Origin of the sequence: Barrientosiimonas humi (genome assembly GCF_006716095.1) — a bacterium.
GTDB lineage: Bacteria > Actinomycetota > Actinomycetes > Actinomycetales > Dermatophilaceae > Barrientosiimonas > Barrientosiimonas humi.
In genome coordinates this window covers 780078-802295 of the sequence record NZ_VFOK01000001.1, presented here as the reverse complement: position 1 = coordinate 802295, position 22218 = coordinate 780078, and the positions used below count along the sequence as shown (strand labels likewise).

The window sequence follows — 22218 nt, the reverse complement described above, 5'->3', positions numbered from 1 at the left end:
ATCCAGGGGTGCAGATCAGACCGGCGGGGCTGCCGCGTCGACCACGCCGAACGCCAGCAGCGCGAAGATCACCAGCGCCAGCACGATGCGATAGATCACGAACGGCTTGAAGTCGTGGGTGGAGATGTAGCGCATCAGCCACGCGATCACGGCGTAGCCGATGACGAACGCCAGCACCGTCGCCACCAGGATCTGGCCCCACGGCGGGTTGGGGTCGGTCTCGGAGATCGTCGCGACCTTGAACAGCCCGGACGCCAGCACGGCCGGGATGGCCAGCAGGAAGGAGTAGCGGGCGGCTGCCTCGCGGGTGAAGCCCATGAACAGACCACCGGCGATGGTGCCGCCGGAGCGGGAGACGCCGGGGATCAGCGCGAGCGCCTGCCAGAAACCGAAGGCCACACCGGTCTTCACGTCGAGGCGGTCCAGCTCCTTGCGCTGCTTGGCGGTGGAGTCGGCGACGGCGATGACCAGCGCGAACAGCAGCAGCATCGACGCGGTGATCCACATGTTGCGCAGCGTGGAGTCGATGGCGTCCTGGAACAGCAGGCCGAGCAGGCCGATCGGGATGGTGCCGATGATGACCAGCCAGCCCATCCGGGCGTCGGGGTCGTTGCGGTCGGTCCGCCCGACCAGCGACAGCGACCACTGCTTGATGATCCGCACGATGTCGTGCCGGAAGTAGACCAGCACCGCGGCCTCGGTGCCGAGCTGGTTGATCGCCGTGAACGCCGAACCACCGCCGTCGTTGCCGAAGAACAACCGGGCGACGAGCAGCTGGTGCGCCGACGAGGAGATCGGGAGGAACTCGGTGAGTCCTTGGACGATGCCGAGGACGACGGCCTCCAGCCAGCTCATGCAGTACTCCTGTCAGAGGGGGTGTGACGTCGGGTGAGCTCGTCCATCTTGTGCCCCTGGAACAGGGCGGTCACCCACAGGGCGAGAAAGATCAGAGCGACGAACAGCATGGCAGGCACCACGAACGAGCTCGCGAGGGTGGCTGCCTGCAGCAGCCAGCCGAGCGTCACGCCGTACGGCCGGCGCTGCATCCCGGCCACCGCGACGCACAGCATCGCGAGGCCCAGCCCCACGAGCAGGTACGCCGTCGCGGGCTCCCCCTCCTGGGTGCGGCTCATCCCCCACGCGGACAGCGCTCCGAAGAACAGCGCGAACGCCTGACCGGCGAGCACGACGGCGGCGAGCCGCCGCGTCATCTTCTCGCCGACGCCGACCAGGCGCAGCCGACCGATCACGCGTCGGCCCCGCGCTCGGGGTCGGCCCCGAGCAGCATCCGCACCTCGGCCGCGGTGACCACCGACCCGGTCGCCAGCACACCGCCGCCGACGCCGCCCTCGTCGGCGAGCTCGGCGGCCCGGTCCAGCGCGTCGGGCAGGTCGCGCACGACCGTGACCCGGTCCTCGCCGAAGATCTCCTCGGCCTCGCGGCCGAGCACCTGCGGGTCGAGCGCCCGCGGCGAGGTCGTGCGGCTGACCACCACGTGGTCGAGCACCGGCTCGAGGATCTCGAGCATGGCCACGGCGTCCTTGTCCTGCAGCACCGCGAGCACACCGACCAGCCGGTTGAAGGTGAACGAGTCGTTGATCGCGTCGCGCAGGGCTCGTGCGCCCGCCGGGTTGTGCGCGGCGTCGACCAGCACCGTCGGCGACCGCCGCACGATCTCCAGACGCCCGGGCGAGGTCACCGCCTCCAGGCCGGCGCGCAGCACCTCGTCGTCGAGCGGCTGCTCTCCCCCGCCGAGGAAGGCCTCGACCGCCGCGACGGCCAGGGCCGCGTTGTGCGCCTGGTGCTCGCCGAACAGCGGCAGGAACAGGTCGGGATACGTCGCCGCGAGCCCCTGCACCGTGATCTGCTGGCCGCCCACGGCCGGCTCGCGCTCGGTGACGCCGAACTCCCGGTCCTCCCGGCGTACGACCGCGGAGACCTCCTCGGCGCGCTCCAGAACGAGCTCCTCGACCTCGGGCTCCTGCCGCGCCACGACGGCGATGCTGCCGGGCTTGATGATGCCCCGCTTCTCGGTCGCGATGAGCTCGAGGGAGTCACCGAGTAGCCGCTCGTGGTCGATCGCGACCGGCGTGATGACGGCGACGGCGGCGTCGGCCACGTTGGTGGCGTCCCAGACCCCACCGAGCCCGACCTCGACGATCGCGACGTCGATCGGGGCGTCGGCGAACGCGGCGTAGGCCACCACCACCAGCACCTCGAAGTACGTCATCCGCGGGCCGCCGTCGGCGACCGACTCCGCGTCGACCATCTCGATGAACGGGAGCACGTCCTCCCACGTGTCGATGAACCGTTCGCGGCTGATCGCGTTGCCGTTCAACGAGATTCGCTCGCGCATGTCGTGCAGGTGCGGGCTGGTGAACCGACCGGTCGACAGGCCGGTCTCGCGCAGCACCTGCTCGATGATGCGCGCCGTCGTGGTCTTGCCGTTCGTGCCGGTGAGGTGCACCAGCGGGAAGCTGCGCTGCGGGTCGCCGAGCAGCTCCATGCAGCGGGCCACCCGGTGCAGCGTCGGCTCGGGGTTGCTCTCCGGCGTGCGGGCGAGGATGGCCTCCTCGATCTCGCGCATCCGCTGACGCAGCTCGAGCTGGCGCGCCGCCTCCTGCTGGGCGGCGTCGGGGCGGGGGGTCATGCGGTCGCGTCCTCCGGTGTGATGGGGCGGCGGGCCACGATGCTGTCGGGCAGACCCGACCCACCGTGCTCTTCCTCGACCTCGGTGAAGCCGTGGTGACGATAGAACGCTGCGGCCTGGTCGTTGCCCTTGAGGTAGGACAGCCACAGCTCGTCGTAGCCGTCGGCGGCCGCCTTGTGCACCGCGGCGCGCATCAGCGCGCCCCCGACACCGGCCCCCTGGTGCTCGGGCAGCACGTACAGCTTCCACATCCACAGCTTGTGGTCGTTCATCCCGACGCTGCTCATCCCGACGACCTCGCCACCGAGCTCGGCCACGCTCACCCGCCCCTGCCGGATCGCCGGGATCGTCGCCTCCTGCGTCCACCACTTCGCCAGGCCCATCGCGACGTAGTCCTCCCCCGCGATCGGCCCGAACGTCACCGGCCAGGTGCGCCGCCCGATGTCGACGACGGCGACCAGATCGTCCCCGTCCGCCCGGCGTACGACCACGTCCGGCTCGCCGCTCATGAGCCCACCTTGCTGATCGCGATCGTCACCTTCCGGCCGTCGCCCAGCGCCGTGGTCACGCCCTCCAGCTGGTGGCCCTCGCCGCCCGCGCCGAACTGCACCGCGAGGGTCTCGGTCATGATCAGCGCCTGGTGGGTCACCGCGGCCTGCCACACCTCGTCGTCGCCGACCAGGCTGAGCGAGATGCGGTCGCCCACGCTGAGCCCGGCGCCGCGGCGCGCGTCCTGCACGGCGCGCACGATGTCGCGCGCCAGACCCTCGCGGGCCAGCTCCTCGGTGACCCGGGTGTCGAGCACGACGAACCCGCCGCCGGGCAGCATCTGCACCGCGCGTCCCGCGCTGGCCTGCTCCCCCACGACCGTCTCGAGGGTGAATTCGCCGGGCTCGAGCGTCAGCCCGCCGGAGGTCACCACGCCCTCGGCGTCGACCGCCCAGTCGCCGGACTTGGAGCCCTTGATGGCCTGCTGCACGTCCTTGCCGAGCCGCGGGCCGGCCGCGCGCGCGTTGACGGTCAGTCGCTGCTGCACCCCGAACTCGTCGGCGTCGGGGTCGTTGACGTCGAGCAACCGCACCTGACGCACGTTGACCTCGTCGGCGATGAGGTCCGAGAACGGCTGCAGCGCAACGGGATCCGTCGTCACCACCGTCAGGTCGGCGAGCGGCAGACGCACCCGCAGGCGCTCCGCCTTGCGCAGCGCGAGGGTGGCCGAGCAGACCGCGCGAACCTGGTCCATCGCCGCGACCAGCTCGGCGTCGGCCGGCAGGTCGGTGGCGTCGGGCCAGTCGGTCAGGTGCACCGACCGGGCGCCGGTCAGCCCGCGCCAGATCTGCTCGGTGGTGAATGGCAGCAGCGGCGCCGCGACCCGGCTCAGCACCTCCAGCACGGTGTAGAGCGTGTCGAAGGCGCCCTCCGCCGCGCCGTCGCCGCCCGTCGACCAGAACCGCTCGCGGGAGCGACGGATGTACCAGTTCGTGAGCACCTCGACGAAGCCCTGCACGCTGTCGCACGCGCCGGCGATGTCGTACCGGTCGAGCCGGCCCTCGACGTCGACGACGAGGTCACGAAGCTTGGCGAGGACGTACCGGTCGAGCGGATCCGTCGAACGGGTCGACCAGTTCGCCTCGTATCCCTCGGCGTTGGCGTACAGGCTGAAGAAGTACCAGCTGCTCCACAGCGGGATCACGACCTGGCGCACGCCCTGCCGGATGCCCTCCTCGGTCACGGCCAGGTTGCCGCCGCGCAGGATCGGGCTCTGCATGAGGAACCAGCGCATCGCGTCGGCGCCGTCGCGCTGGAAGACCTCCGACACGTCGGGGTAGTTGCGCAGCGACTTGCTCATCTTCTGCCCGTCCGAGCCCAGCACGATGCCGTGACAGATCACCGAGCCGAACGCCGGCTTGTCGAACAGCGCCGCCGCGAGCACGTGCAGCGTGTAGAACCAGCCGCGGGTCTGCCCGATGTACTCGACGATGAAGTCGGCCGGGAAGTGGTGCTCGAACCAGTCGGCGTTCTCGAACGGGTAGTGCACCTGGCCGTAGGGCATCGACCCGGAGTCGAACCACACGTCGAGCACGTCCTCGACGCGACGCATGGTCGCCTTCCCCGACGGGTCGTCGGGGTTCGGCCGGGTCAGCTCGTCGACGTACGGCCGGTGCAGGTTCGGCTCGCCGTCCTCGCCGCGCGGCAGGCGGCCGAAGTCGCGCTCCAGCTCGGCGAACGAGCCGTAGACGTCGACCCGCGGGAAGGCCGGGTCGTCGGACACCCACACGGGAACCGGGCTGCCCCAGAAGCGGTTTCGCGTGATCGACCAGTCGCGGGCGTTCTCCAGCCAGCGTCCGAACTGCCCTTCCTTGACGTTGTCGGGCACCCAGGTGATCTCCTGGTTGGTGCGCAGCATCGCGTCCTTGATCCGGGTGACCGCGACGAACCAGGAGCTGACGCCCTTGTAGATCAACGGGTTCCGGCACCGCCAGCAGTGCGGGTAGGAGTGGTCGTAGCTCTCCCGCTTGAGCAGCACCGTGCCGGGCGTGACCGACCCCGCCGGCTCGCCCTTCGTGGCGGCCTTGAGGTGGTCGATGATGTGCAGGTTGGCGTCGAACACCTGCATGCCTTCGTACTCCACGACCGGCTCGGTGAACCGCCCGTCGGGCCCGACCGGCATCACGGCCTCGATGCCCTCGCGGTTGGTCACGACGAGGTCGTCCTCACCGAATGCGCCCGCGGTGTGCACCAGACCCGTTCCGTCGGTGGTCGTGACGAAGTCGCCGTCGACGACGCGGAAGGCGTTCTCGCGCCCGGCGTAGTAGGAGAACGGCGGGTCGTAGTGCGTGCCCATGAGCTCAGCGCCCTTGAGCCGCTTGACGACCCGGCCGGACCAGTCGGCCTTCGGGTCGCCGAACAGCTCGCGGGCGTACGCCGGCACGCGCGACTCCGCGAGGACGTACCGCTCGGTGGTGCCGGTCGGCAGGTCCGACTCCACGACGACGTAGTCGATGTCGGGGCCGACGACGATCGCGAGGTTGCTCGGCAGGGTCCACGGGGTCGTGGTCCAGATCAGCAGCAACGCCCCCGCCAGGTCGCCGTCGGTCGCGCGCAGCCCGACGGTGACCGCCGGGTCCTGCCGCATCTGGTAGACGTCCTCGTCCATCCGCAGCTCGTGGTTGGACAGCGGGGTCTCGTCGTTCCAGCAGTAGGGCAGGACGCGGAAGCCCTCGTAGACCAGGCCCTTGTCGTAGAGGCTCTTGAACACCCAAAGGACCGACTCCATGAAGTCGGGGTTGAGCGTCTTGTAGTCGTTCTCGAAGTCGACCCAGCGCCCCATCCGCCGGACGTAGGCCTCCCACTCCTGGGTGTAGCGCAGCACCGACTCGCGGGCGGCCGCGTTGAACCGGTCGACGCCCATCTCGAGGATCTCGTCCTTGGTCTTCAGGCCGAGCTGGCGCATCGCCTCGAGCTCGGCCGGCAGCCCGTGGGTGTCCCAGCCGAAGCGGCGCTCGACCCGCTTGCCGCGCATCGTCATGTAGCGCGGGATGAGGTCCTTGACGTAGCCGGTCAGCAGGTGGCCGTAGTGCGGCAGCCCGTTCGCGAAGGGCGGGCCGTCGTAGAAGACGAACTCGTTGTCCCCGTCGGTGCCGGCGGCGCGCTGCTCGACCGAGGCGCGGAAGGTGTCGTCGCGGTCCCAGTAGTCCAGGACGCCCTGCTCGATGCGCGGCAGGTCAGGGGTCTGCGGCACGCCGTGGGCGCGCTCGTCTCCTGCGCTGGTGTCGACCTGGGGGTAGGGCATCGGTGGCTTCCTGTCTCGTGCCTGCCACGAGGACGGTGCCCCCGCTCCGGGATGCACCGCGGTACCACCTCGCTTGCCGCTCGCGCGACCGCTCGATCGTGAGCTGTGACGGGCTCGTCCCGTCCGGGTCTAGTGAGTGCTGACGCACCGTTCTTCCGGAGGCTCGCCGCTGATGACGGCTCAGGCGCCTGTACGCCGATTCTACGCGCCGGACGCCACCGCGGCGCCACCCGGTTATGCCCCAGCCGTCATGGCCCAGCCGGCGTGCATCTGGACAGGACGAACGAGATCGGCACCCCCGCATCGCGCGCAACGGCGCCGGCAGGCGGGGCTTCGTCCTGTCCGAATGTACGAATGCCCCGGGTCGTCGGAGGCAAGATGACTCCATGAGCACCACCGCAGCCGTCCCGCTGCCCGCCCTGCCCGACGGCCGGGTGGTCACCGACCCCGACGTCGCGACGTCGTACGCCACCGACGCCTCGCTCGGCTCCGCCGCACCCGAGGAGTTCGTGGTGGTGCGCGCCCGCGACCGCGACGACGTGGTGGCGGTGCTGGAGCACGCGCAGGCGCACCGCATCCCGGTCGTGCCGCAGGGCGCGCGCACGTCGCTGTGCGGCGCCGCGAGCGCGCTCGAGGGCAGCATCGTGCTCAACGTCGAGGCGCTGAAGGCGCTGGAGATCAACACCGCCGAGAAGTACGCCGTCGTCGGCCCCGGCGTGATCAACGCGGACCTGAAGCGGGCAGCTGCGGCCGAGGGCCTGTACTACCCGCCCGACCCGGCGTCAGGCCCGATGAGCACCATCGGCGGCAACGTCGCCACCAACGCCGGCGGCCTGTGCTGCGTGAAGTACGGCGTCACCGGCGACTACGTGCGCGGCCTGGAGGTGGTGCTCGCCGGCGGCGAGGTCGTCCGCACCGGGCACCGCACCGCCAAGGGCGTCGCCGGCCTCGACCTGACCGGGCTGTTCGTCGGGTCCGAGGGGCAGCTCGGGGTCGTGACCGAGGTGGTGGCGCGGCTGGTGCCGGCGCCCGACCCGGCGCTCACCGTGCTCGCGACGTTCGACTCGCTCGACGACGCCACGCGCGCGATGGTGCAGCTGCGGGCCGAGCGCAACGGCCCCAACCTGATCGAGGTGCTCGACCGCACGTCGCTGCAGGCGATCCAGGCGATGGAGGACTTCGGCTTCCCGGAGGAGGCCGAGGCGGTGCTGCTCGTCCAGTCCGACCGGCCTGGTCACGCCGGCGAGGACGTACAGCGGTATGCCGAGCTGCTCGAGGCCTGCGGCGCCGGAGAGGTCGCCGTCGCCGACGACGCGCAGGAGGCCGACGCGCTCATGGCCGGCCGCCGGGCGCTCGCCCCGGCGCTGGAGCTGAAGGGGCCGCACTTCATCGAGGACGTCTGCGTGCCGGTGACGCGGCTCGGCGACCTGATCGCCACCGCACGCGACATCTGCGCGCGGCGCGACGTGCCGATCGTGCTGTCCGGGCACGGCGGCGACGGCAACCTGCACCCGTGCCTGTTCTTCACCGAGGGCGACGACAGCCGCGAGGTCGCCGAGGAGGCGTTCGCCGAGATCGTGCGCACCGCGCTCGACATGGGCGGCACCGTCACCGGCGAGCACGGGGTCGGGTCGCTCAAGCGCCGCTGGCTGCCGCAGGAGCTCGGCGAGACAGAGATGGCGCGGCAGCGGGCGATCAAGCAGCTCTTCGACCCGCTGGGCATCCTCAACCCCGGCCGCCCGTACTGATCCCTTTGGGCTCAGCTCCTCCGTCGTCGCCGAGCCGGCCCTGCGCCCCTCCCTCAGGCCGCGAGGACCCGCTCGTGGATCAGCTTCAGGTGGGTGGGGCCGTCGCCCTTGGCCAGCGTGTCGGGGCTGACCGTGCCGCCGAGCGCCAGGATCGGCTCGAAGTAGTACAGCTCCCCCTCAGCGAGCGGGCCGAGCTTGGCGCGGGCGCCGCCGCGCGGCCCCTCCAGGTCCGACACGTGCGACTGCGGCGAGGGCAGGTGCTGGTTGAAGAAGGCCACCAGGTCGTCGCCGACCACGGTGTTGGTCTGGAAGTGCGGGTCGAGGCACTGGATCCGCTCGCGGCCGCCCTGGTTGTCGTAGTGGTAGACGTGCCCGAAGCTCGTCACCGCGATCGGGAACGACGTGACGTCCTCGCCGAGCCAGGTCTGCAGGACGTCGATCCACTCGCCCGGGTCGACGACGGCGAGCCGCTGCTCGCCGTAGAAGCCGATGCCGTACGTCCGCCACAGCTCGACGAGCGCGGCCGGCGCCTTGCCCTCGGCGTAGCGCAGGAACTCCTCGCCCGGGACCTCGGTGCCCTGGTCGGGGGCGTACTGCTGGACGAAGGCCGCGAGCTGGCCGCCGGAGGCCCCGCCGCGCTGCGCGGGCTGCTCGCCCCACCCGCCCTGCTGCTGGCCGTACGCCGGCTGCGGCTGGTAGCTGCCCGGCTGGCCGTAGCCACCCTGGGCGGGCGCGTAGCCCGGCTGCTGCCCCTGCTGGGGGTATCCGCCGAACTGGTCGCTCATGGTTCCTCCTGCGCGCTGCACGCCGATGGTCGTCGATGCCGAGGTAAGACGGTACTCGACGGGTGCGAAACCCGGTTCGGTCCGCCCCGCCACGTCTGGGACCATGACGCCTATGACTGCGACCCCCGAACCGCGCTCCGCGCGGGTCCCCGACAAGCCGACCGTCGACGGGCTCGAGGACAAGTGGGGACAGGTATGGCACGACGAGGGCACCTACCGCTTCGACCGCGAGCGGGCGCTGTCGCTGCCGCGCGAGCAGGTGTTCGCGATCGACACTCCCCCGCCGACCGCGAGCGGCAGCCTGCACGTGGGTCACGTCTACTCCTACACGCACACCGACTGCCTCGCCCGCTACATGCGCATGCGCGGCAAGGAGGTGTTCTACCCGATCGGCTGGGACGACAACGGCCTGCCGACCGAGCGCCGCGTGCAGAACTACTACGGCGTGCGCGGCGACAACAGCCAGCCGTACGTCCGTGACTACTCCCCGCCGCAGCGCGGCGGAGAGGGCAAGTCCAGCAAGGCGTCCGCGCAGCAGCCGATCTCGCGCGCGAACTTCGTGGAGCTGTGCGAGGAGCTGACCGAGGCCGACGAGGTCTCGTTCGAGTCGCTCTTCCGCACGCTCGGCGCGTCCGTGGACTTCACCCAGACCTACCGCACCGTCGACGACCGCTCCCGGGCGGTGTCGCAGCAGGCGTTCCTGCGCAACGTGCGCCGCGGCGAGGCCTACCAGGCCGACGCGCCGGGGCTGTGGGACGTCACGTTCCAGACGGCCGTCGCGCAGGCCGAGCTCGAGGCCCGCGACTACCCCGGCGCGTTCCACACGCTGACCTTCCACCGCCCCGGCGGCGAGGTCGTCGAGATCGAGACCACCCGCCCCGAGCTGGTCGTCTCGTGCGTCGCGCTGATCGCTCACCCCGACGACGAGCGATACCAGTCGTTGTTCGGATCCACTGTGACCACACCGCTGTTCGGCGTCGAGGTGCCGGTGCTGGCGCACCCCGCGGCGGAGCCCGACAAGGGCAAGGGCATCGCGATGTGCTGCACCTTCGGCGACCTGACCGACGTGATGTGGTGGCGCGAGCTGCAGCTGCCGACCCGCTCGGTCATCACCCGCAACGGGCGGTTCCAGGAGGAGACGCCCGAGTGGATCGCCGGTGGCCCCGGCGCCGGCCTGTACGCCGACCAGCTCGCCACCAAGACGGTGCACTCCGCGCGCGAGGGCACGGTGCAGGCGCTGCGCGAGTCGGGCGACCTGGTCGGCGACCCCAGGCCGACCCAGCGCAAGGCGAACTTCTTCGAGAAGGGCGACAAGCCGCTCGAGATCGTCACCAGCCGCCAGTGGTACATCAAGAACGGCGGCCGCGACGAGCAGCTGCGCGAGCAACTCATCGCGCGCGGTGACGACATCGACTTCCACCCCTCGTTCATGCGCAGCCGCTACGCCAACTGGATCGCCGGCCTGAACGGCGACTGGTTGATCTCGCGGCAGCGGTTCTTCGGCGTGCCCTTCCCGGTCTGGTACCCCCTCGACGCCGAGGGCGAGCCCGACCACGAGAACCCGATCTTCGCGGCCGAGGAGTCGCTCCCGGTCGACCCGACCACCGACGTGCCGGAGAGTTACACCGCCGAGCAGCGAGGCGTACCAGGCGGATTCGTCGCCGACCCCGACGTGATGGACACCTGGGCGACCTCGTCGCTGACGCCGCAGATCGTGAGCGGCTGGGAGCTCGCGAGCGACGCGGGCGAGCGCAACGACCCCGAGCTGTTCGCGAAGATCTTCCCGATGGACCTGCGCCCGCAGGGCCACGACATCATCCGCACCTGGCTGTTCGCGACGGTGGTGCGCAGCAGCTTCGAGCACGGCACGGTGCCGTGGACCGGCGCCGCGATCAGCGGCTGGATCCTCGACCCCGACCGCAAGAAGATGTCGAAGTCCAAGGGCAACGCCGAGACCCCCGAGGACGTCATCCGCCAGTTCGGCGCCGACGCCGTGCGCTACTGGGCGGCCTCGGGCCGGCTCGGCATGGACGCGGCCTACGACACCGGCCAGATGAAGGTCGGCCGTCGCCTGGCGATGAAGGTGCTCAACGCGAGCAAGTTCGCGCTGACCATGGGCGAGGTCGAGGGCGACCTGCGCGCGCAGATCACCCACCCGCTGGACCGGTCGGTGATCGCCGGTCTGCGCCAGGTCGTCGACGACGCGACCCGCAGCTACGAGACGTGGGACTACACCCGCAGCCTGGAGCTGACCGAGACGTTCTTCTGGACGTTCTGCGACGACTACATCGAGCTGGTCAAGGACCGCGCCTACGGCGGCCAGGGTGACGAGGCGGCCGCGAGCGCGCGGGCGACGCTGCGCCTGGCGCTCGGGGTGCTGCTGCGGCTGCTCGCGCCGTTCCTGCCCTACTCCACCGAGGAGGTTTGGTCGTGGTGGCAGGAGGGGTCGGTCCACCGGCAGTCGTGGCCCACGACCGACGAGCTGGACCACGAGGGTGACCCGGCGCTGCTCGACACCGTCGGCCGGGCGCTGGCCGGGGTGCGCCGGGCCAAGTCCGACGCCAAGCTCGGCATGCGCGCGGAGGTGTCCTCGATGACGCTCGCCGCCCCCGACGCCGAGCTGGAGCTGGTGCGCGCGGCCGAGGCCGACCTGCGCGCCGCCGGCAAGATCGTCGGGCTCGACTACGCCACCGGCGACGAGCTGGCCATCCGCGACGCCGAGCTGGTCCCGCCCCCGCCCAAGCAGCCCACGGCCTGACCCCGCCCCCGCCCAAGCAGCCGACGGCCTGACCCCGCCCGCCGACGACGACGGCGGCCCACGTACGACGACGGCGGCCCACCTATTACGTGGTCCGCCGTCGTACGACCTGTGCCGCCGTCGTTCGATGCCGGGCGGGTGGACCGTGCCGGGCGACTACTCCGTCTCGCTCCCCTGCACCGACTTGCGCTGGCGTCCGGCCGACTTCTTCGCCTTGGCGACCGGGCCCTTCTTCTTGTGCTTCTCGATGAACTCCTCGGGGTCCTTGTCCACCGGCGCCTCGCCAGTCGCCCCCTTGATCGCCTCGTAGCGCAGGAACTTCACCGCGATCTCGTGCCGCAGCTCCAGGCTCGCCTGCTGCCGGAAGTCGGCGAGGTCCTGCCGCTCCTCCTCGGCCATGTGCGTGCTGTTGGCGACGTTGCAGTCGGTCACCGCCGTCCACCACGCCTTCGACCCGGTCTTGGCCCGGCGCGCGCGCCGGATCGCCTTGCGGATGTTGTTGTGGTCGTGGACCGCGTCCTCGGCCTCCTCCTCGACGTCGGGCGCATCGCCCGCACCGGTGCCGAGCTTGAGCAGCTCCGGGTAGAAGTAGCGCTCCTCCGCCTCGGCGTGGTTCTCCAGCAGGATCGCCAGCCGCCCCCACACCGCGGCGAGGCCGTCGGTGTCGTCGCGCGGCCACTCCTCGAGCAGGGCGAACGCGTGCCGCTGCTCGTCGTGCTGGCGCTGGATCTCCTCGGTGATGTCCACGAATCCTCCTGTGTCTGGGGTGGGGCCCCCACATCCCACCCGCACGTACGCCCCACGCACCACCCCCTTGCGGGTGCGGCCGGTCCGTGGCGGGGTGCGCAGTTGCACGCCTCGGCCGCCGCGCGCGGTTAGAGTCGCTCGTCATGGGGGAACGGCTGCGCGGGGTGTCGACGCGCAGCACGGTCGTCGCCGCGGCCGCCGCGCTCGTCATCGTCGCGCTGATGCTCGCGACCACGCACGGAGCCCCCGTCGTGCAACCGGCCTCCAGCGACCGGGCGCTCCCGAGCGCGACCCTGCAACCGCCGCCCGCGACCTCGACGGCGCCGACCGCGTCGGTCAGCCCGACCGCGGCGTCCGGGCCCCCGATGGCCTGGATGGGGATGGCGCTCACCGGGGTCGTGGCCGTCGTCGCCGTCTTCCTGCTGCTCCTGCTGACCGCAGCCGTCGTCCGGGTGCTGCGCAGCCGCCGTCGCGCGCCGGAGTCGACGCCGGTGGAGCCCCCGCCCAGCCTGCCCGAGCAGCTGCACCGCGACGCCGCGAGCCACTTCGCCGCGCTGCGCGAGGGCGAGCCGCGCGAGGCGATCGTGCGCGCGTGGGTCACCCTGCAGCAGTCGGTCGCGGCGGCTGGGGTGACCCGGCGCCCCTCGGAGACCTCGTCGGAGCTGACCGTCCGCGTGCTCGACGACCTCGCGGTCGACCCCGACGCGCTGCGCACGATCGCCGGGCTCTACCGCGAGGCGCGCTTCTCGCAGCACCCGCTCAACGACGCCGACCGCGAGCGCGCCGAGGTCGCCCTGCGCCGGGTCCACGCGACTCTGCCCGTCGCCGCGCGGGAGCCGTCGTGATCACCCGGCGCATGCAGTGGCGCAACCGGGTGCTCACGCTGCTGGTCACCTGGGTGGCGCTCACCGCGCTGCTCGCGTGGCTGTACACCTCCCCGTCGTGGCCGGGCGTGCTGCTGTCGCTCACCGTGCTGTTCGCGCTGGTGTGGCTGCTGGGCGACCTCGGCGACGACGAGATCGCCCGGCCCGACTGGCGCGGTTGGCATCCCGCGCCCACCCGCACCCGCACCGAGTGGCAGGTCACGGGCACCCGCCGGCTCGTCGAGATGGCCGGCCAGCAGCCCACGGACGGCTCGCCGAGCCGGCCGGCCGCCGCCCAGGTGCAGGACCTGCTGCGCCGTGCGGTGGCGCAGCGCGCCGGCCCCGAGTCGTGGCGCGAGCCCTCGTCGCTGCCCGGCGACCTGGCCGCCTACCTGCGCGCCGACCCCGCCCCGATCGTCCCGCCCGACCGCCTGCACACCCTGCTCACCCGGATCGAGGACCTGTGAACACACCAGACATCGCCAGCACCAGTCGTACGGCCGGAGCAGTGCTCGACCAGGTCGAGCAGGTGGTCGTGGGCAAGCGACGCCCGCTCGAGCTGGTGCTCGCGACCATCCTGGCCGGCGGGCACGTGCTGCTCGAGGACTTCCCCGGCCTGGGCAAGACCCTCGCCGCGCGCTCGATCGCCCAGACGCTCGGGCTGCGCTTCACCCGCGCCCAGTTCACCCCCGACCTGCTGCCCGCGGACCTGACCGGGTCGTACGTCTTCGACCAGTCGCGCCGCGAGTTCGACTTCCGCGAGGGTCCGCTGTTCACCGGGCTGCTGCTCGCCGACGAGATCAACCGCACCCCGCCGAAGACGCAGTCGGCACTGCTCGAGGCGATGCAGGAGCGGCAGGTCACCGTCGAGGGCACCACCTTCCCGCTGCCGCGGCCGTTCCACGTCGTCGCGACCGCGAATCCCGTTGAGTACGAAGGGACTTACCCCCTCCCCGAGGCCCAGCTCGACCGGTTCCTCACGAGGGTGTCGTTCGGCTACCCGACGCTCGAGGAGGAGTCCGACGTGCTGCGCCGGCGCGTCCGGCGCCGTCAGGAGGAGACCGCGCTGCCGGCGCTGCTCGACGCCGAGCAGCTGCTGGCGCTGCAGCGCACCGTCGAGCAGGTCGACGTCGAGCCGACGGTCATCGACTACTGCGTGCGGCTCGCCGCGGCCACCCGTGAGCACCCGCTGCTGCAGCTGGGATCCTCGCCGCGCGGCTCGCTCGCCCTGATGCTCATGGCCCGGGCGATCGCGGTGCTGCGCGGCCGCGACTACGTCGTGCCCGAAGACGTCAAGGCCGTCGCCGTGCCGGTGCTGGCCCACCGGGTGAGCCTGCGGCCGGAGCTGTGGATGAGCGAGCACACCACGACCTCCGCGATCCGCGGCCTGGTCGGCGAGGTGCCCGCGCCGCCGACCGTCGACGCGGGTGAAGCGTCGGCATGAGCCAGACGGGGCCGCTCGGCTACCGGCGTGACGTCACGGCGTCGCGCACGGCGATCCAGCGCTGGCGTCCGACCCCGACGCTGCTGCAGGCGCTGGCGACGGCGGTGCTGGCCGGCGCGGCCGCTGCCCTGACCCGTCGGGTCGACCTGCTCGTGCTGGCCACCCCGTTCGTCGTCGTGCTCGCGTGGTCGCTGGCCACCCGCCCCACGCGCGCGCCCCGGCTGACCGTCGAGCTGCAGCCGGCCGTGCTGCACGAGGGCGGGTCGGCGCGCTGGTCGATGGAGCTGACCGACGTGGGCGACGCCGACCAGGTGGTCACCACCGTCGAGGGCCGACGGTTCCTCGACACCGACCCGCCGTTCGGCGAGATCGTCACGCCGGTGGACGGTGACACGGCGCGGCAGGACATCACCGTCCGCGCGCTGCGGTGGGGCGCTCAGCGCCTCGGTGGCACCGCGGTGACCGCCGTATCCCCTTGGAACGCTTATCGATTCGGCCCCATCGACGTGACTCCGCCCACCCTGCAGGTGACGCCCGGTGCGCTGCTGTTCGACCTCGACGCCACGACGCCGCACCCCCAGGGTCTCGTCGGGCAGAACCGCAGTCGGCGCCGCGGCGACGGGAGCGAGTTCGCCGACATACGGCCGTTCCAGGCGGGCGACCGGCTGCGGCGCATCCACTGGCCGGTGTCGGCGCGCACCGGTGAGCTGCACGTGCGCACGACCTATGCCGAGGAGGACGCCGAGGTCCACCTCGTGCTCGACGCCTCGGTCGACGTCGGCACCAGCGAGGGCGTCGACGGCGCGGCCAGCTCGCTCGACCGGGGCGTGCGGGCCGCGGCGGCGCTGGCCCAGCACCTGCTGCGCCGCGGTGAACGGGTCGAGCTGACCGTGCACGCACCCGACCCGCTGCACGTCGCGCTCGGGGTGGGCCTGCGCCAGCACCGCCGCATCCTGGACACGCTCAGCCGGGTGCACGTCGACGTGGCCGGGCTCGGCAGACGTACCCGCCGGCCGCGTCCGTTGCGCGCGGGCCCCGGCGCGCTCGTCATCGTGCTCACGCCGCTCGTCGACGAGGAGCACACCGGCTTCGTGCTGCGGCTGGCCGCGCACGGGCACAGCGTGATCGTGGTCGACTGCCTGCCTCCGGACGCCCGCATCGGCCGCTCCGACGACCCGCTGGTCGGTCTCGCCTGGCGGCTGCGGCAGCTGGAGCGCGGGCTGGAGATCGACCGGATCCGCCGCCTCGGGCTGCCCGTCGTGCCGTGGCGCGGACCCGGCTCGCTCGACCAGGTGCTGCGCCAGCTAAGCGCCCGTCCCCGCCCGCGGGTGAGGGCCCGATGAGGTGGGCCGAGCAGGTCGCTGACCGGCTGCGCACCGCCCACCGGAGCGCGCTGCTGCTCGAGGTCTGGCTGCTGCTGGCCGGCACCGTCTTCCTGGTCCTGCTCACCGTGGCCGGCTCCCCCTCGTGGTACGCCCTCGCCTGGCTCGCCCTGTTCGGTGTGGTCCTGGTGCTGCCCGCCAGCATGCCCGCGCAGCTGCTGGTGCCGGCCTCGCCCCTGGTCTGGTGGTTCGCCCAGCCCGACCCGCTGAGCGCCTGGAGCATCCCGGCGGCGTGCGCGCTGCTGGTGATCTTCGCGGTGCAGGCGCTGCTCAACGCCGCTCCCGACGGCCCGCCGCCGGCGCCGGTGGTGCTGCGGCGCTACGTGCGCCGGGTAGCCCTGGTCGCGATCACCCCCGCCGCCGTCTGGCTGCTCACCCGCGGCCTTGCCGTCGGCGACCTGCGGCTGGAGGCGTTCACCGTCCTCGGCCTCGCCGCCGTCGCCGCCACGACCCTGGCCCTCCCCCGCCTGGTCCGCGCCGACCCACCCCCAGAGACCCCCGCCCCCAAGGCGGTCGAGCGCTAGCGGAGGCGGCATCGAGACCAGGTCACCCAACCACGCTGGTCGAGTAGGGCGGAGCGCTAGCGCAGGCCGTATCGAGGCCAAGTCACCCACCACGCTGGTCGAGTAGGCCGGAGCGCTAGTGGAGGCCGTATCGAGACCAAGTCACCCACCACGCTGGTCGAGTAGGCCGGAGCGCTAGCGCAGGCCGTATCGAGACCAGGTCACCCACCACGCTGGTCGAGTAGGCCGGAGCGCTAGCGCAGGCCGTATCGAGACCAGGTCACCCACCACGCTGGTCGAGTAGGCCGGAGCGCTAGCGCAGGCCGTATCGAGACCAGGTCACCCACCACGGTGGTCGAGTAGGGCGAGCCGCTGGGCGAGGCCGTATCGAGACCAGGTGACCTGCTCGTGGTGACCGAAAGGCGCCGGGAGGCGTGAGTACGCCTGTAGTGACGTCGGATTCGCGAGTCGCCGACGGCGTACGGCACCAGAGTGGTCGCGGACGGGGACGGTCCTGACACGACCCCACGATCTCGACACGACCCCGCGTTGTTGACACAAAGTGCTGCTACAGCACGCACGTCTGTCAACAACGCCAGTCCGTGTCAACAACGTCAGGCTCTGTCAGGAACGTCACCACCGCGAGCCGCCAGGCCGGCCAACCAGGCACCCGCTCACCGCTTCCAGGCGCCGTTCGGTGACCACAGAGCGAGCCGACGGGTCTCGATACGGCCTCCGCTTCGCTCCGGCCTACTCGACCACCTTGGGGGTGTCTCGTCCCTCGCGCTACTCAGGGCGACGCTCGACCAGCTGGGGAAGCCCGTTTCGACCACCTGGGGTCAGGCGGATTCCTTGCGCTGCGTACGCTTCCGGGCCTGCGGCTGCTCGCGGCGCACGATCGTGGGGTTGACGTTGTCGAGCACGACCTCGCGGGTCACGACCACGCGGGCGATGTCGTCGTCGCTCGGGACGTCGAACATCACCGGGAGGAGGACCTCCTCCATGATCGCGCGCAGGCCGCGGGCGCCGGTGCCGCGCAGCATCGCCTGCTCGGCGACGGCGCCGACGGCGTCCTCGGTGAACTCCAGCTCGACGCCGTCGATCTCGAACATCTTCTCGTACTGCTTGACCAGGGCGTTGCGCGGCTCGGTGAGGATCGAGACCAGGCCCTCGCGGTCGAGCGGCGCGACGGTCGTGATGACCGGGAGCCGGCCGATGAACTCGGGGATCAGCCCGAACTTCATCAGGTCCTCGGGCAGCACGTCGTCGAAGTGCTCGGCGGCCTCCTTGGCCGCGCGCAGCTCGGAGCCGAAGCCCAGACCCTGCTTGCCGGAGCGCTGCTCGATGAGCTTCTCCAGACCCGCGAACGCGCCACCCACGATGAACAGCACGTTGGTGGTGTCGATCTGGATGAACTCCTGGTGCGGGTGCTTGCGCCCGCCCTGCGGCGGCACCGACGCCGTGGTGCCCTCGAGGATCTTCAGCAGCGCCTGCTGCACGCCCTCGCCGGACACGTCGCGGGTGATCGAGGGGTTCTCGCTCTTGCGGGCGACCTTGTCGATCTCGTCGATGTAGATGATCCCGGTCTCGGCCTTCTTCACGTCGAAGTCGGCCGCCTGGATCAGCTTGAGCAGGATGTTCTCGACGTCCTCACCGACATAGCCGGCCTCGGTGAGCGCGGTGGCGTCGGCGATCGCGAACGGCACGTTGAGCATCTTCGCCAGCGTCTGCGCCAGGTAGGTCTTGCCGCAGCCGGTGGGGCCGATCAGCAGGATGTTGGACTTGGCGATCTCGATCGACTCGGCATCCTTCTTCGCCGGCTTCTCGGCGGCCTGGATGCGCTTGTAGTGGTTGTAGACCGCCACGGCCAGGGCGCGCTTGGCGATGTCCTGGCCGACGACGTACTGCTCGAGGAACTCGTAGATCTCGCGCGGCTTGGGCAGGTGGTCCAGCCCCAGCTCGGAGGACTCGGCGAGCTCCTCCTCGATGATCTCGTTGCACAGGTCGATGCACTCGTCGCAGATGTAGACCCCGGGGCCGGCGATGAGCTTCTTGACCTGCTTCTGCGACTTGCCGCAGAAGGAGCACTTCAGCAGGTCGCCGCCGTCTCCGATGCGTGACATGTGCGTCGTCCTCCTGAAGTACGAGTGTGGTGCCGTGCTCGTGCTGTGCTTGCTCGTGCTGCCTGGCTGGCTGCTACCCCGATGTGGGGAAGCCCGGTCGCCACGAGAGCGACCGGACTCCCATTGAAACCCATCACACCCGGCGTGCTCCACGCCGCGCCAGGCGTGTCCGCTACGAGCGGAATCAGTCCTCGAAGGATGCCTTGCGGCTGGTGAGCACCTGGTCGACGAGGCCGTACTCCTTGGCCTGCTCGGCCGTGAGGATCTTGTCTCGCTCGATGTCCTGCTCGACCTGCTCCTTGGTGCGGCCGGTGTGCTGAGCCAGGGTCTCCTCGAGCCACTCGCGCATGCGGAAGATCTCGTTGGCCTGGATCTCGACGTCGGACGCCTGACCGCCCGCACCCTCCATCGCCGGCTGGTGGATGAGGATGCGCGAGTTCGGCAGGGCGAACCGCTTGCCGGGCGCGCCGGCACCGAGCAGCACCGCGGCCGCGGAGGCGGCCTGCCCGACGACGAACGTCTGCACGTCGGGGCGGATGTACTGCATGGTGTCGTAGATCGCGGTCAGCGCCGTGAACGAACCGCCCGGGCTGTTGATGTACATCAGGATGTCGCGGTCGGGGTCCTGGCTCTCCAGCACGATCAGCTGGGCGATGATGTCGTCGGCCGAGGCGTCGTCGACCTGCACCCCGAGGAAGATGATCCGGTCCTCGAACAGCTTGGTGTAGGGGTCGGTCCGCTTCATGCCGTAGGAGGTGCGCTCCTCGAACTGCGGGAGGATGTAGCGACTCGTCGGCTGCGGGCCGCGATAGCGACCTTCGGCGTGGTCGTACAGGTTGGTCATGTCGTTCCTCACTTGCGGACGTCGTCGGCGTCGACGTCGTCGGTGGCGTCGGTGCGGTCGGTGGAGCGCTCGAAGACGTGGTCGACGAAGCCGTACTCCTTGGCCTCGGTCGCGCTGAACCACCGGTCACGGTCGGAGTCGGCCTCGATCTGCTCGATCGACTGACCCGTGTGCTCGGCGATGAGCTCGGCCATCTGCTTCTTGATGAACAGCAGCTGCTCGGCCTGGGTCTTGACGTCGGACGCCGTGCCCTGGATGCCACCCAGCGGCTGGTGCATCATGATCCGCGCGTGCGGCGTGGCGTAGCGCTTGCCGGGGGCACCGGCCGACAGCAGGAACTGGCCCATGCTGGCCGCGAGACCCATGGCCACGGTCGCCACGTCGTTGGGCACCCACTGCATCGTGTCGAAGATCGCCATGCCGGCGGTGACCGATCCGCCCGGGCTGTTGATGTAGAGCCAGATGTCCTTCTCGGGGTCCTCCGCCGCCAGGAGAAGCAGCTGCGCGCAGATCGCGTTGGCGTTGTCGTCGCGCACGTCGGAGCCCAGGAAGATGATGCGTTCCTTGAGCAGGCGGTTGTAGATCTGGTCGTCCAGCCCCGCGACCGGGCGCTGGGTCTCCATCGATGTCACTGCGTCTCCATCTCCTCGTGCCGCCGTCCCTGGCGGCTCAGGTGACCTCTTCACCGGACCCTAACGTCACGGCTGCGCGCGAAACTCCCGGCCCCGGGCGGTGTTCGCCCACGGCGCAATCGCGCGGTCGACCGGAGGGCGTCGGCACGTGCGAAGGCCCCGGTACGCCGTGCGCACCGGGGCCTTACGTCTCGCCTGCTCGGGGTCAGGCCTTGGTCGTCTCCGCGTCGGTCGCGTCGTCGTCACCGGCGGTGGCGTCGGCGTCGGTCGCCTCGGCGGTCGCGGCGTCGTCGTCGGCCGGCTGAGCCTCGTCGTCGGCGACGTCGTCGTCGGCCTCGTCCTCGACGTCGAGCTCGCCGAGGTCGACGGTCTGGCCGTTGGTGTCGGTCACGGCGACCTGCTCCAGCACGGTCGACAGCGCCTTGCGCCGCGCGACCTCACCCATGACGGCGGGCACCTGGCCCTGGCTGTCGAGGGCCTGGGCGAACTGGTTCGGGTCCATGCCGTACTGCTGGGCGCTCATGATGAGGTACTCGATGAGCTCCTCCTGCGACACCTGGACCTCGTCGCGCTTGACGATCTCGTCGAGCAGGAACTGGGTCTTCAGCGCACGCCGGGTGCTCTCGTCGACCTCGCCGCGGTGCTCGTCGTCGTCCATGCGGTTCTCGCCCTCGAGGTGGGAGTCGACCTCGGCCTTGACGATCGACTCGGGCACGCCGATCTCGACGGTGTCGAGCAGCTGGTCGAGCACCTTGTCGCGAGCCTGGATGCCCTGCTCGAACTTCTTGCGCTGCTCGACCTGCTCGCGCACCTCGGTCTTGAGCTCGTCGATGGTGTCGTGCTCGGAGGCCAGCTGGGCGAAGTCGTCGTCGAGCTCGGGCAGCTGACGCTCCTTGACGGAGACGACCGTGACGACGCAGTCGGCGTCCTGGCCCTCGAAGTCGCCACCGGCCAGCGGAGCGGTGAACTCCTTGCTCTCGCCGGCCGACAGGCCCTCGATGGCCTCGTCCATGCCGGGGAGCATGTTGCCGCTGCCGACCTCGTAGGACACGCCGTTGACCGAGTCGACCTCCTGGTCGCCGACCTTGGCGGTCAGGTCGATGGAGACGAAGTCGCCCTGGGCGGCCGGGCGCTCGACGCCGACGAGGGTGCCGAAACGCTCGCGCAGGGTCGTCAGGCCCTCCTCGACGTCGTCGTCGGAGACCTCGAGCGGGTCGACCTCGACGGAGATGGCGGAGAAGTCGGGCAGGGTGATCTCGGGGCGGGTGTCGACCTCGACGGTGAACTTCAGCTCCGAGCTCTCGTCGGTGGGCACCTCGGTGATCTCCACCTCGGGCTGGCCGAGCGGCTGCAGGTCGTGCTCGTCGACGGCCTTGCCGAAGAACTCCGGCAGCGCCTCGTTGATGGCCTCCTGCAGCACGGCCTCGCGGCCGACGCGCTGGTCGATGATCCGCGCCGGGACCTTGCCCTTGCGGAAGCCGGGGATCTGGATCTGCTGGCCGATCGCGGCGTAGGCCTCGTCGAGGCTCGGCTTGAGCTCGTCGTAGGGGACCTCGACGCTCAGCTTGACGCGGGTCGGGTTGAGGTTCTCGACGGCACTCTTCACTGCCTGCACTCCAGATTGCTTGGGATCGATGCTTCGGATCGCGGGGATCTTGCGGCTTGCGCGCGCGTCAGTCCGGGCGCAGCACGAGCGCCCATGCTAACGGTCGGGGTAGCCGGATTCGAACCGGCGGCCTTCCGCTCCCAAAGCGGACGCGCTACCAAGCTGCGCCATACCCCGTCGTGTCCCCCTCGAGTCACGGTCGCAAGGGGTGGCCGAGACCTGGAGCGGGTGACGAGAATCGAACTCGCGTAGCCAGTTTGGAAGACTGGGGCTCTACCATTGAGCTACACCCGCGTGCACCCGTTCGTGCCGGCCGAGCCCGTCGGCGGCCGATCCGCAG

At 71.0% G+C, this 22218-nt stretch carries 18 protein-coding genes and 2 tRNA genes; 7 read left to right on the top strand and 13 right to left on the bottom strand.

Going from position 1 to position 22218, the window contains the following annotated elements; all coding sequences use genetic code 11:
• Window positions 1–15 precede the first annotated feature (15 nt).
• From FB554_RS03810 to ileS, 5 genes are read right to left on the bottom strand one after another with little or no spacing between them, the layout of a single operon-like run.
• Window positions 16–855, bottom strand: a complete 840-nt coding sequence (locus FB554_RS03810) for an undecaprenyl-diphosphate phosphatase (protein ID WP_142004704.1) — start codon at window positions 853–855, stop codon at window positions 16–18.
• Entirely contained in the window at window positions 852–1250 is a 399-nt protein-coding gene (locus FB554_RS03805) for a DUF4233 domain-containing protein (RefSeq protein WP_236022254.1), read from the bottom strand. Before FB554_RS03805 ends, FB554_RS03810 begins: the two co-directional genes overlap by 4 nt.
• Window positions 1247–2650, bottom strand: coding sequence for a bifunctional folylpolyglutamate synthase/dihydrofolate synthase (locus FB554_RS03800; RefSeq protein ID WP_142004703.1), 1404 nt, complete (start codon window positions 2648–2650; stop codon window positions 1247–1249). Before FB554_RS03800 ends, FB554_RS03805 begins: the two co-directional genes overlap by 4 nt.
• Window positions 2647–3159: a GNAT family N-acetyltransferase gene (locus FB554_RS03795; protein ID WP_142004702.1), complete on the bottom strand. Its 513-nt coding sequence runs from the start codon at window positions 3157–3159 to the stop codon at window positions 2647–2649. The genes FB554_RS03800 and FB554_RS03795 overlap by 4 nt, the downstream gene beginning before the upstream one ends.
• On the bottom strand, window positions 3156–6443 hold the full coding sequence (gene ileS / locus FB554_RS03790; protein WP_142004701.1) for an isoleucine--tRNA ligase: 3288 nt from the start codon (window positions 6441–6443) through the stop codon (window positions 3156–3158). The genes FB554_RS03795 and ileS overlap by 4 nt, the downstream gene beginning before the upstream one ends.
• A 386-nt stretch (window positions 6444–6829) precedes the next feature.
• Between ileS and FB554_RS03785 the strand changes: the two genes are divergently transcribed.
• On the top strand, window positions 6830–8191 hold the full coding sequence (locus FB554_RS03785) for an FAD-binding oxidoreductase (protein ID WP_142004700.1): 1362 nt from the start codon (window positions 6830–6832) through the stop codon (window positions 8189–8191).
• Between the two features lie 53 nt (window positions 8192–8244).
• On the opposite strand, the gene FB554_RS03780 is transcribed toward FB554_RS03785, so the two are convergent.
• Window positions 8245–8976: a GAD-like domain-containing protein gene (locus FB554_RS03780; RefSeq protein WP_170206770.1), complete on the bottom strand. Its 732-nt coding sequence runs from the start codon at window positions 8974–8976 to the stop codon at window positions 8245–8247.
• A gap of 112 nt (window positions 8977–9088) precedes the next feature.
• Here FB554_RS03780 and valS point away from each other — a divergent pair, with 112 nt between their 5' ends.
• On the top strand, window positions 9089–11734 hold the full coding sequence (valS, locus tag FB554_RS03775; RefSeq protein ID WP_142004698.1) for a valine--tRNA ligase: 2646 nt from the start codon (window positions 9089–9091) through the stop codon (window positions 11732–11734).
• A 156-nt stretch (window positions 11735–11890) separates the two neighbouring features.
• On the opposite strand, the gene FB554_RS03770 is transcribed toward valS, so the two are convergent.
• Window positions 11891–12481 carry a hemerythrin domain-containing protein gene (locus FB554_RS03770; protein WP_142004697.1) on the bottom strand — a complete coding sequence of 197 codons (591 nt, stop codon included), beginning with the start codon at window positions 12479–12481 and terminating at the stop codon, window positions 11891–11893.
• A 143-nt stretch (window positions 12482–12624) separates the two neighbouring features.
• Here FB554_RS03770 and FB554_RS03765 point away from each other — a divergent pair, with 143 nt between their 5' ends.
• The 5 genes from FB554_RS03765 to FB554_RS03745 are packed head-to-tail and all read left to right on the top strand — an operon-like array spanning window position 12625 to window position 16694.
• Window positions 12625–13326: a DUF4129 domain-containing protein gene (locus tag FB554_RS03765; RefSeq protein ID WP_142004696.1), complete on the top strand. Its 702-nt coding sequence runs from the start codon at window positions 12625–12627 to the stop codon at window positions 13324–13326.
• Window positions 13323–13811, top strand: coding sequence for a hypothetical protein (locus tag FB554_RS03760; protein ID WP_142004695.1), 489 nt, complete (start codon window positions 13323–13325; stop codon window positions 13809–13811). Before FB554_RS03765 ends, FB554_RS03760 begins: the two co-directional genes overlap by 4 nt.
• A complete protein-coding gene (locus tag FB554_RS03755) occupies window positions 13808–14788 on the top strand; it encodes an AAA family ATPase (protein WP_142004694.1) in 981 nt (326 codons plus the stop codon). The genes FB554_RS03760 and FB554_RS03755 overlap by 4 nt, the downstream gene beginning before the upstream one ends.
• On the top strand, window positions 14785–16131 hold the full coding sequence (locus tag FB554_RS03750; protein ID WP_142004693.1) for a DUF58 domain-containing protein: 1347 nt from the start codon (window positions 14785–14787) through the stop codon (window positions 16129–16131). Before FB554_RS03755 ends, FB554_RS03750 begins: the two co-directional genes overlap by 4 nt.
• Complete coding sequence (locus FB554_RS03745; RefSeq protein WP_142004692.1) at window positions 16128–16694, top strand: hypothetical protein; 567 nt, start codon at window positions 16128–16130, stop codon at window positions 16692–16694. Before FB554_RS03750 ends, FB554_RS03745 begins: the two co-directional genes overlap by 4 nt.
• A gap of 818 nt (window positions 16695–17512) precedes the next feature.
• Here FB554_RS03745 and clpX read toward each other — a convergent pair.
• From clpX to FB554_RS03715, 6 genes are all read right to left on the bottom strand, one after another.
• A complete protein-coding gene (gene clpX, locus FB554_RS03740; RefSeq protein WP_142004691.1) occupies window positions 17513–18796 on the bottom strand; it encodes an ATP-dependent Clp protease ATP-binding subunit ClpX in 1284 nt (427 codons plus the stop codon).
• Window positions 18797–18980: 184 nt separating this feature from the next.
• Complete coding sequence (locus FB554_RS03735; protein ID WP_142004690.1) at window positions 18981–19640, bottom strand: ATP-dependent Clp protease proteolytic subunit; 660 nt, start codon at window positions 19638–19640, stop codon at window positions 18981–18983.
• Between the two features lie 8 nt (window positions 19641–19648).
• Window positions 19649–20263 carry an ATP-dependent Clp protease proteolytic subunit gene (locus FB554_RS03730; protein ID WP_142007410.1) on the bottom strand — a complete coding sequence of 205 codons (615 nt, stop codon included), beginning with the start codon at window positions 20261–20263 and terminating at the stop codon, window positions 19649–19651.
• A 214-nt stretch (window positions 20264–20477) separates the two neighbouring features.
• The gene (gene tig, locus FB554_RS03725) at window positions 20478–21878 is read right to left on the bottom strand and encodes a trigger factor (RefSeq protein WP_142004689.1); all 1401 of its coding nucleotides are present in this window, start codon (window positions 21876–21878) and stop codon (window positions 20478–20480) included.
• A gap of 103 nt (window positions 21879–21981) precedes the next feature.
• A tRNA-Pro gene (locus FB554_RS03720) sits at window positions 21982–22055 on the bottom strand.
• Window positions 22056–22098: 43 nt separating this feature from the next.
• Window positions 22099–22172, bottom strand: a tRNA-Gly gene (locus FB554_RS03715).
• Between the last annotated feature and the right edge of the window lie 46 nt (window positions 22173–22218).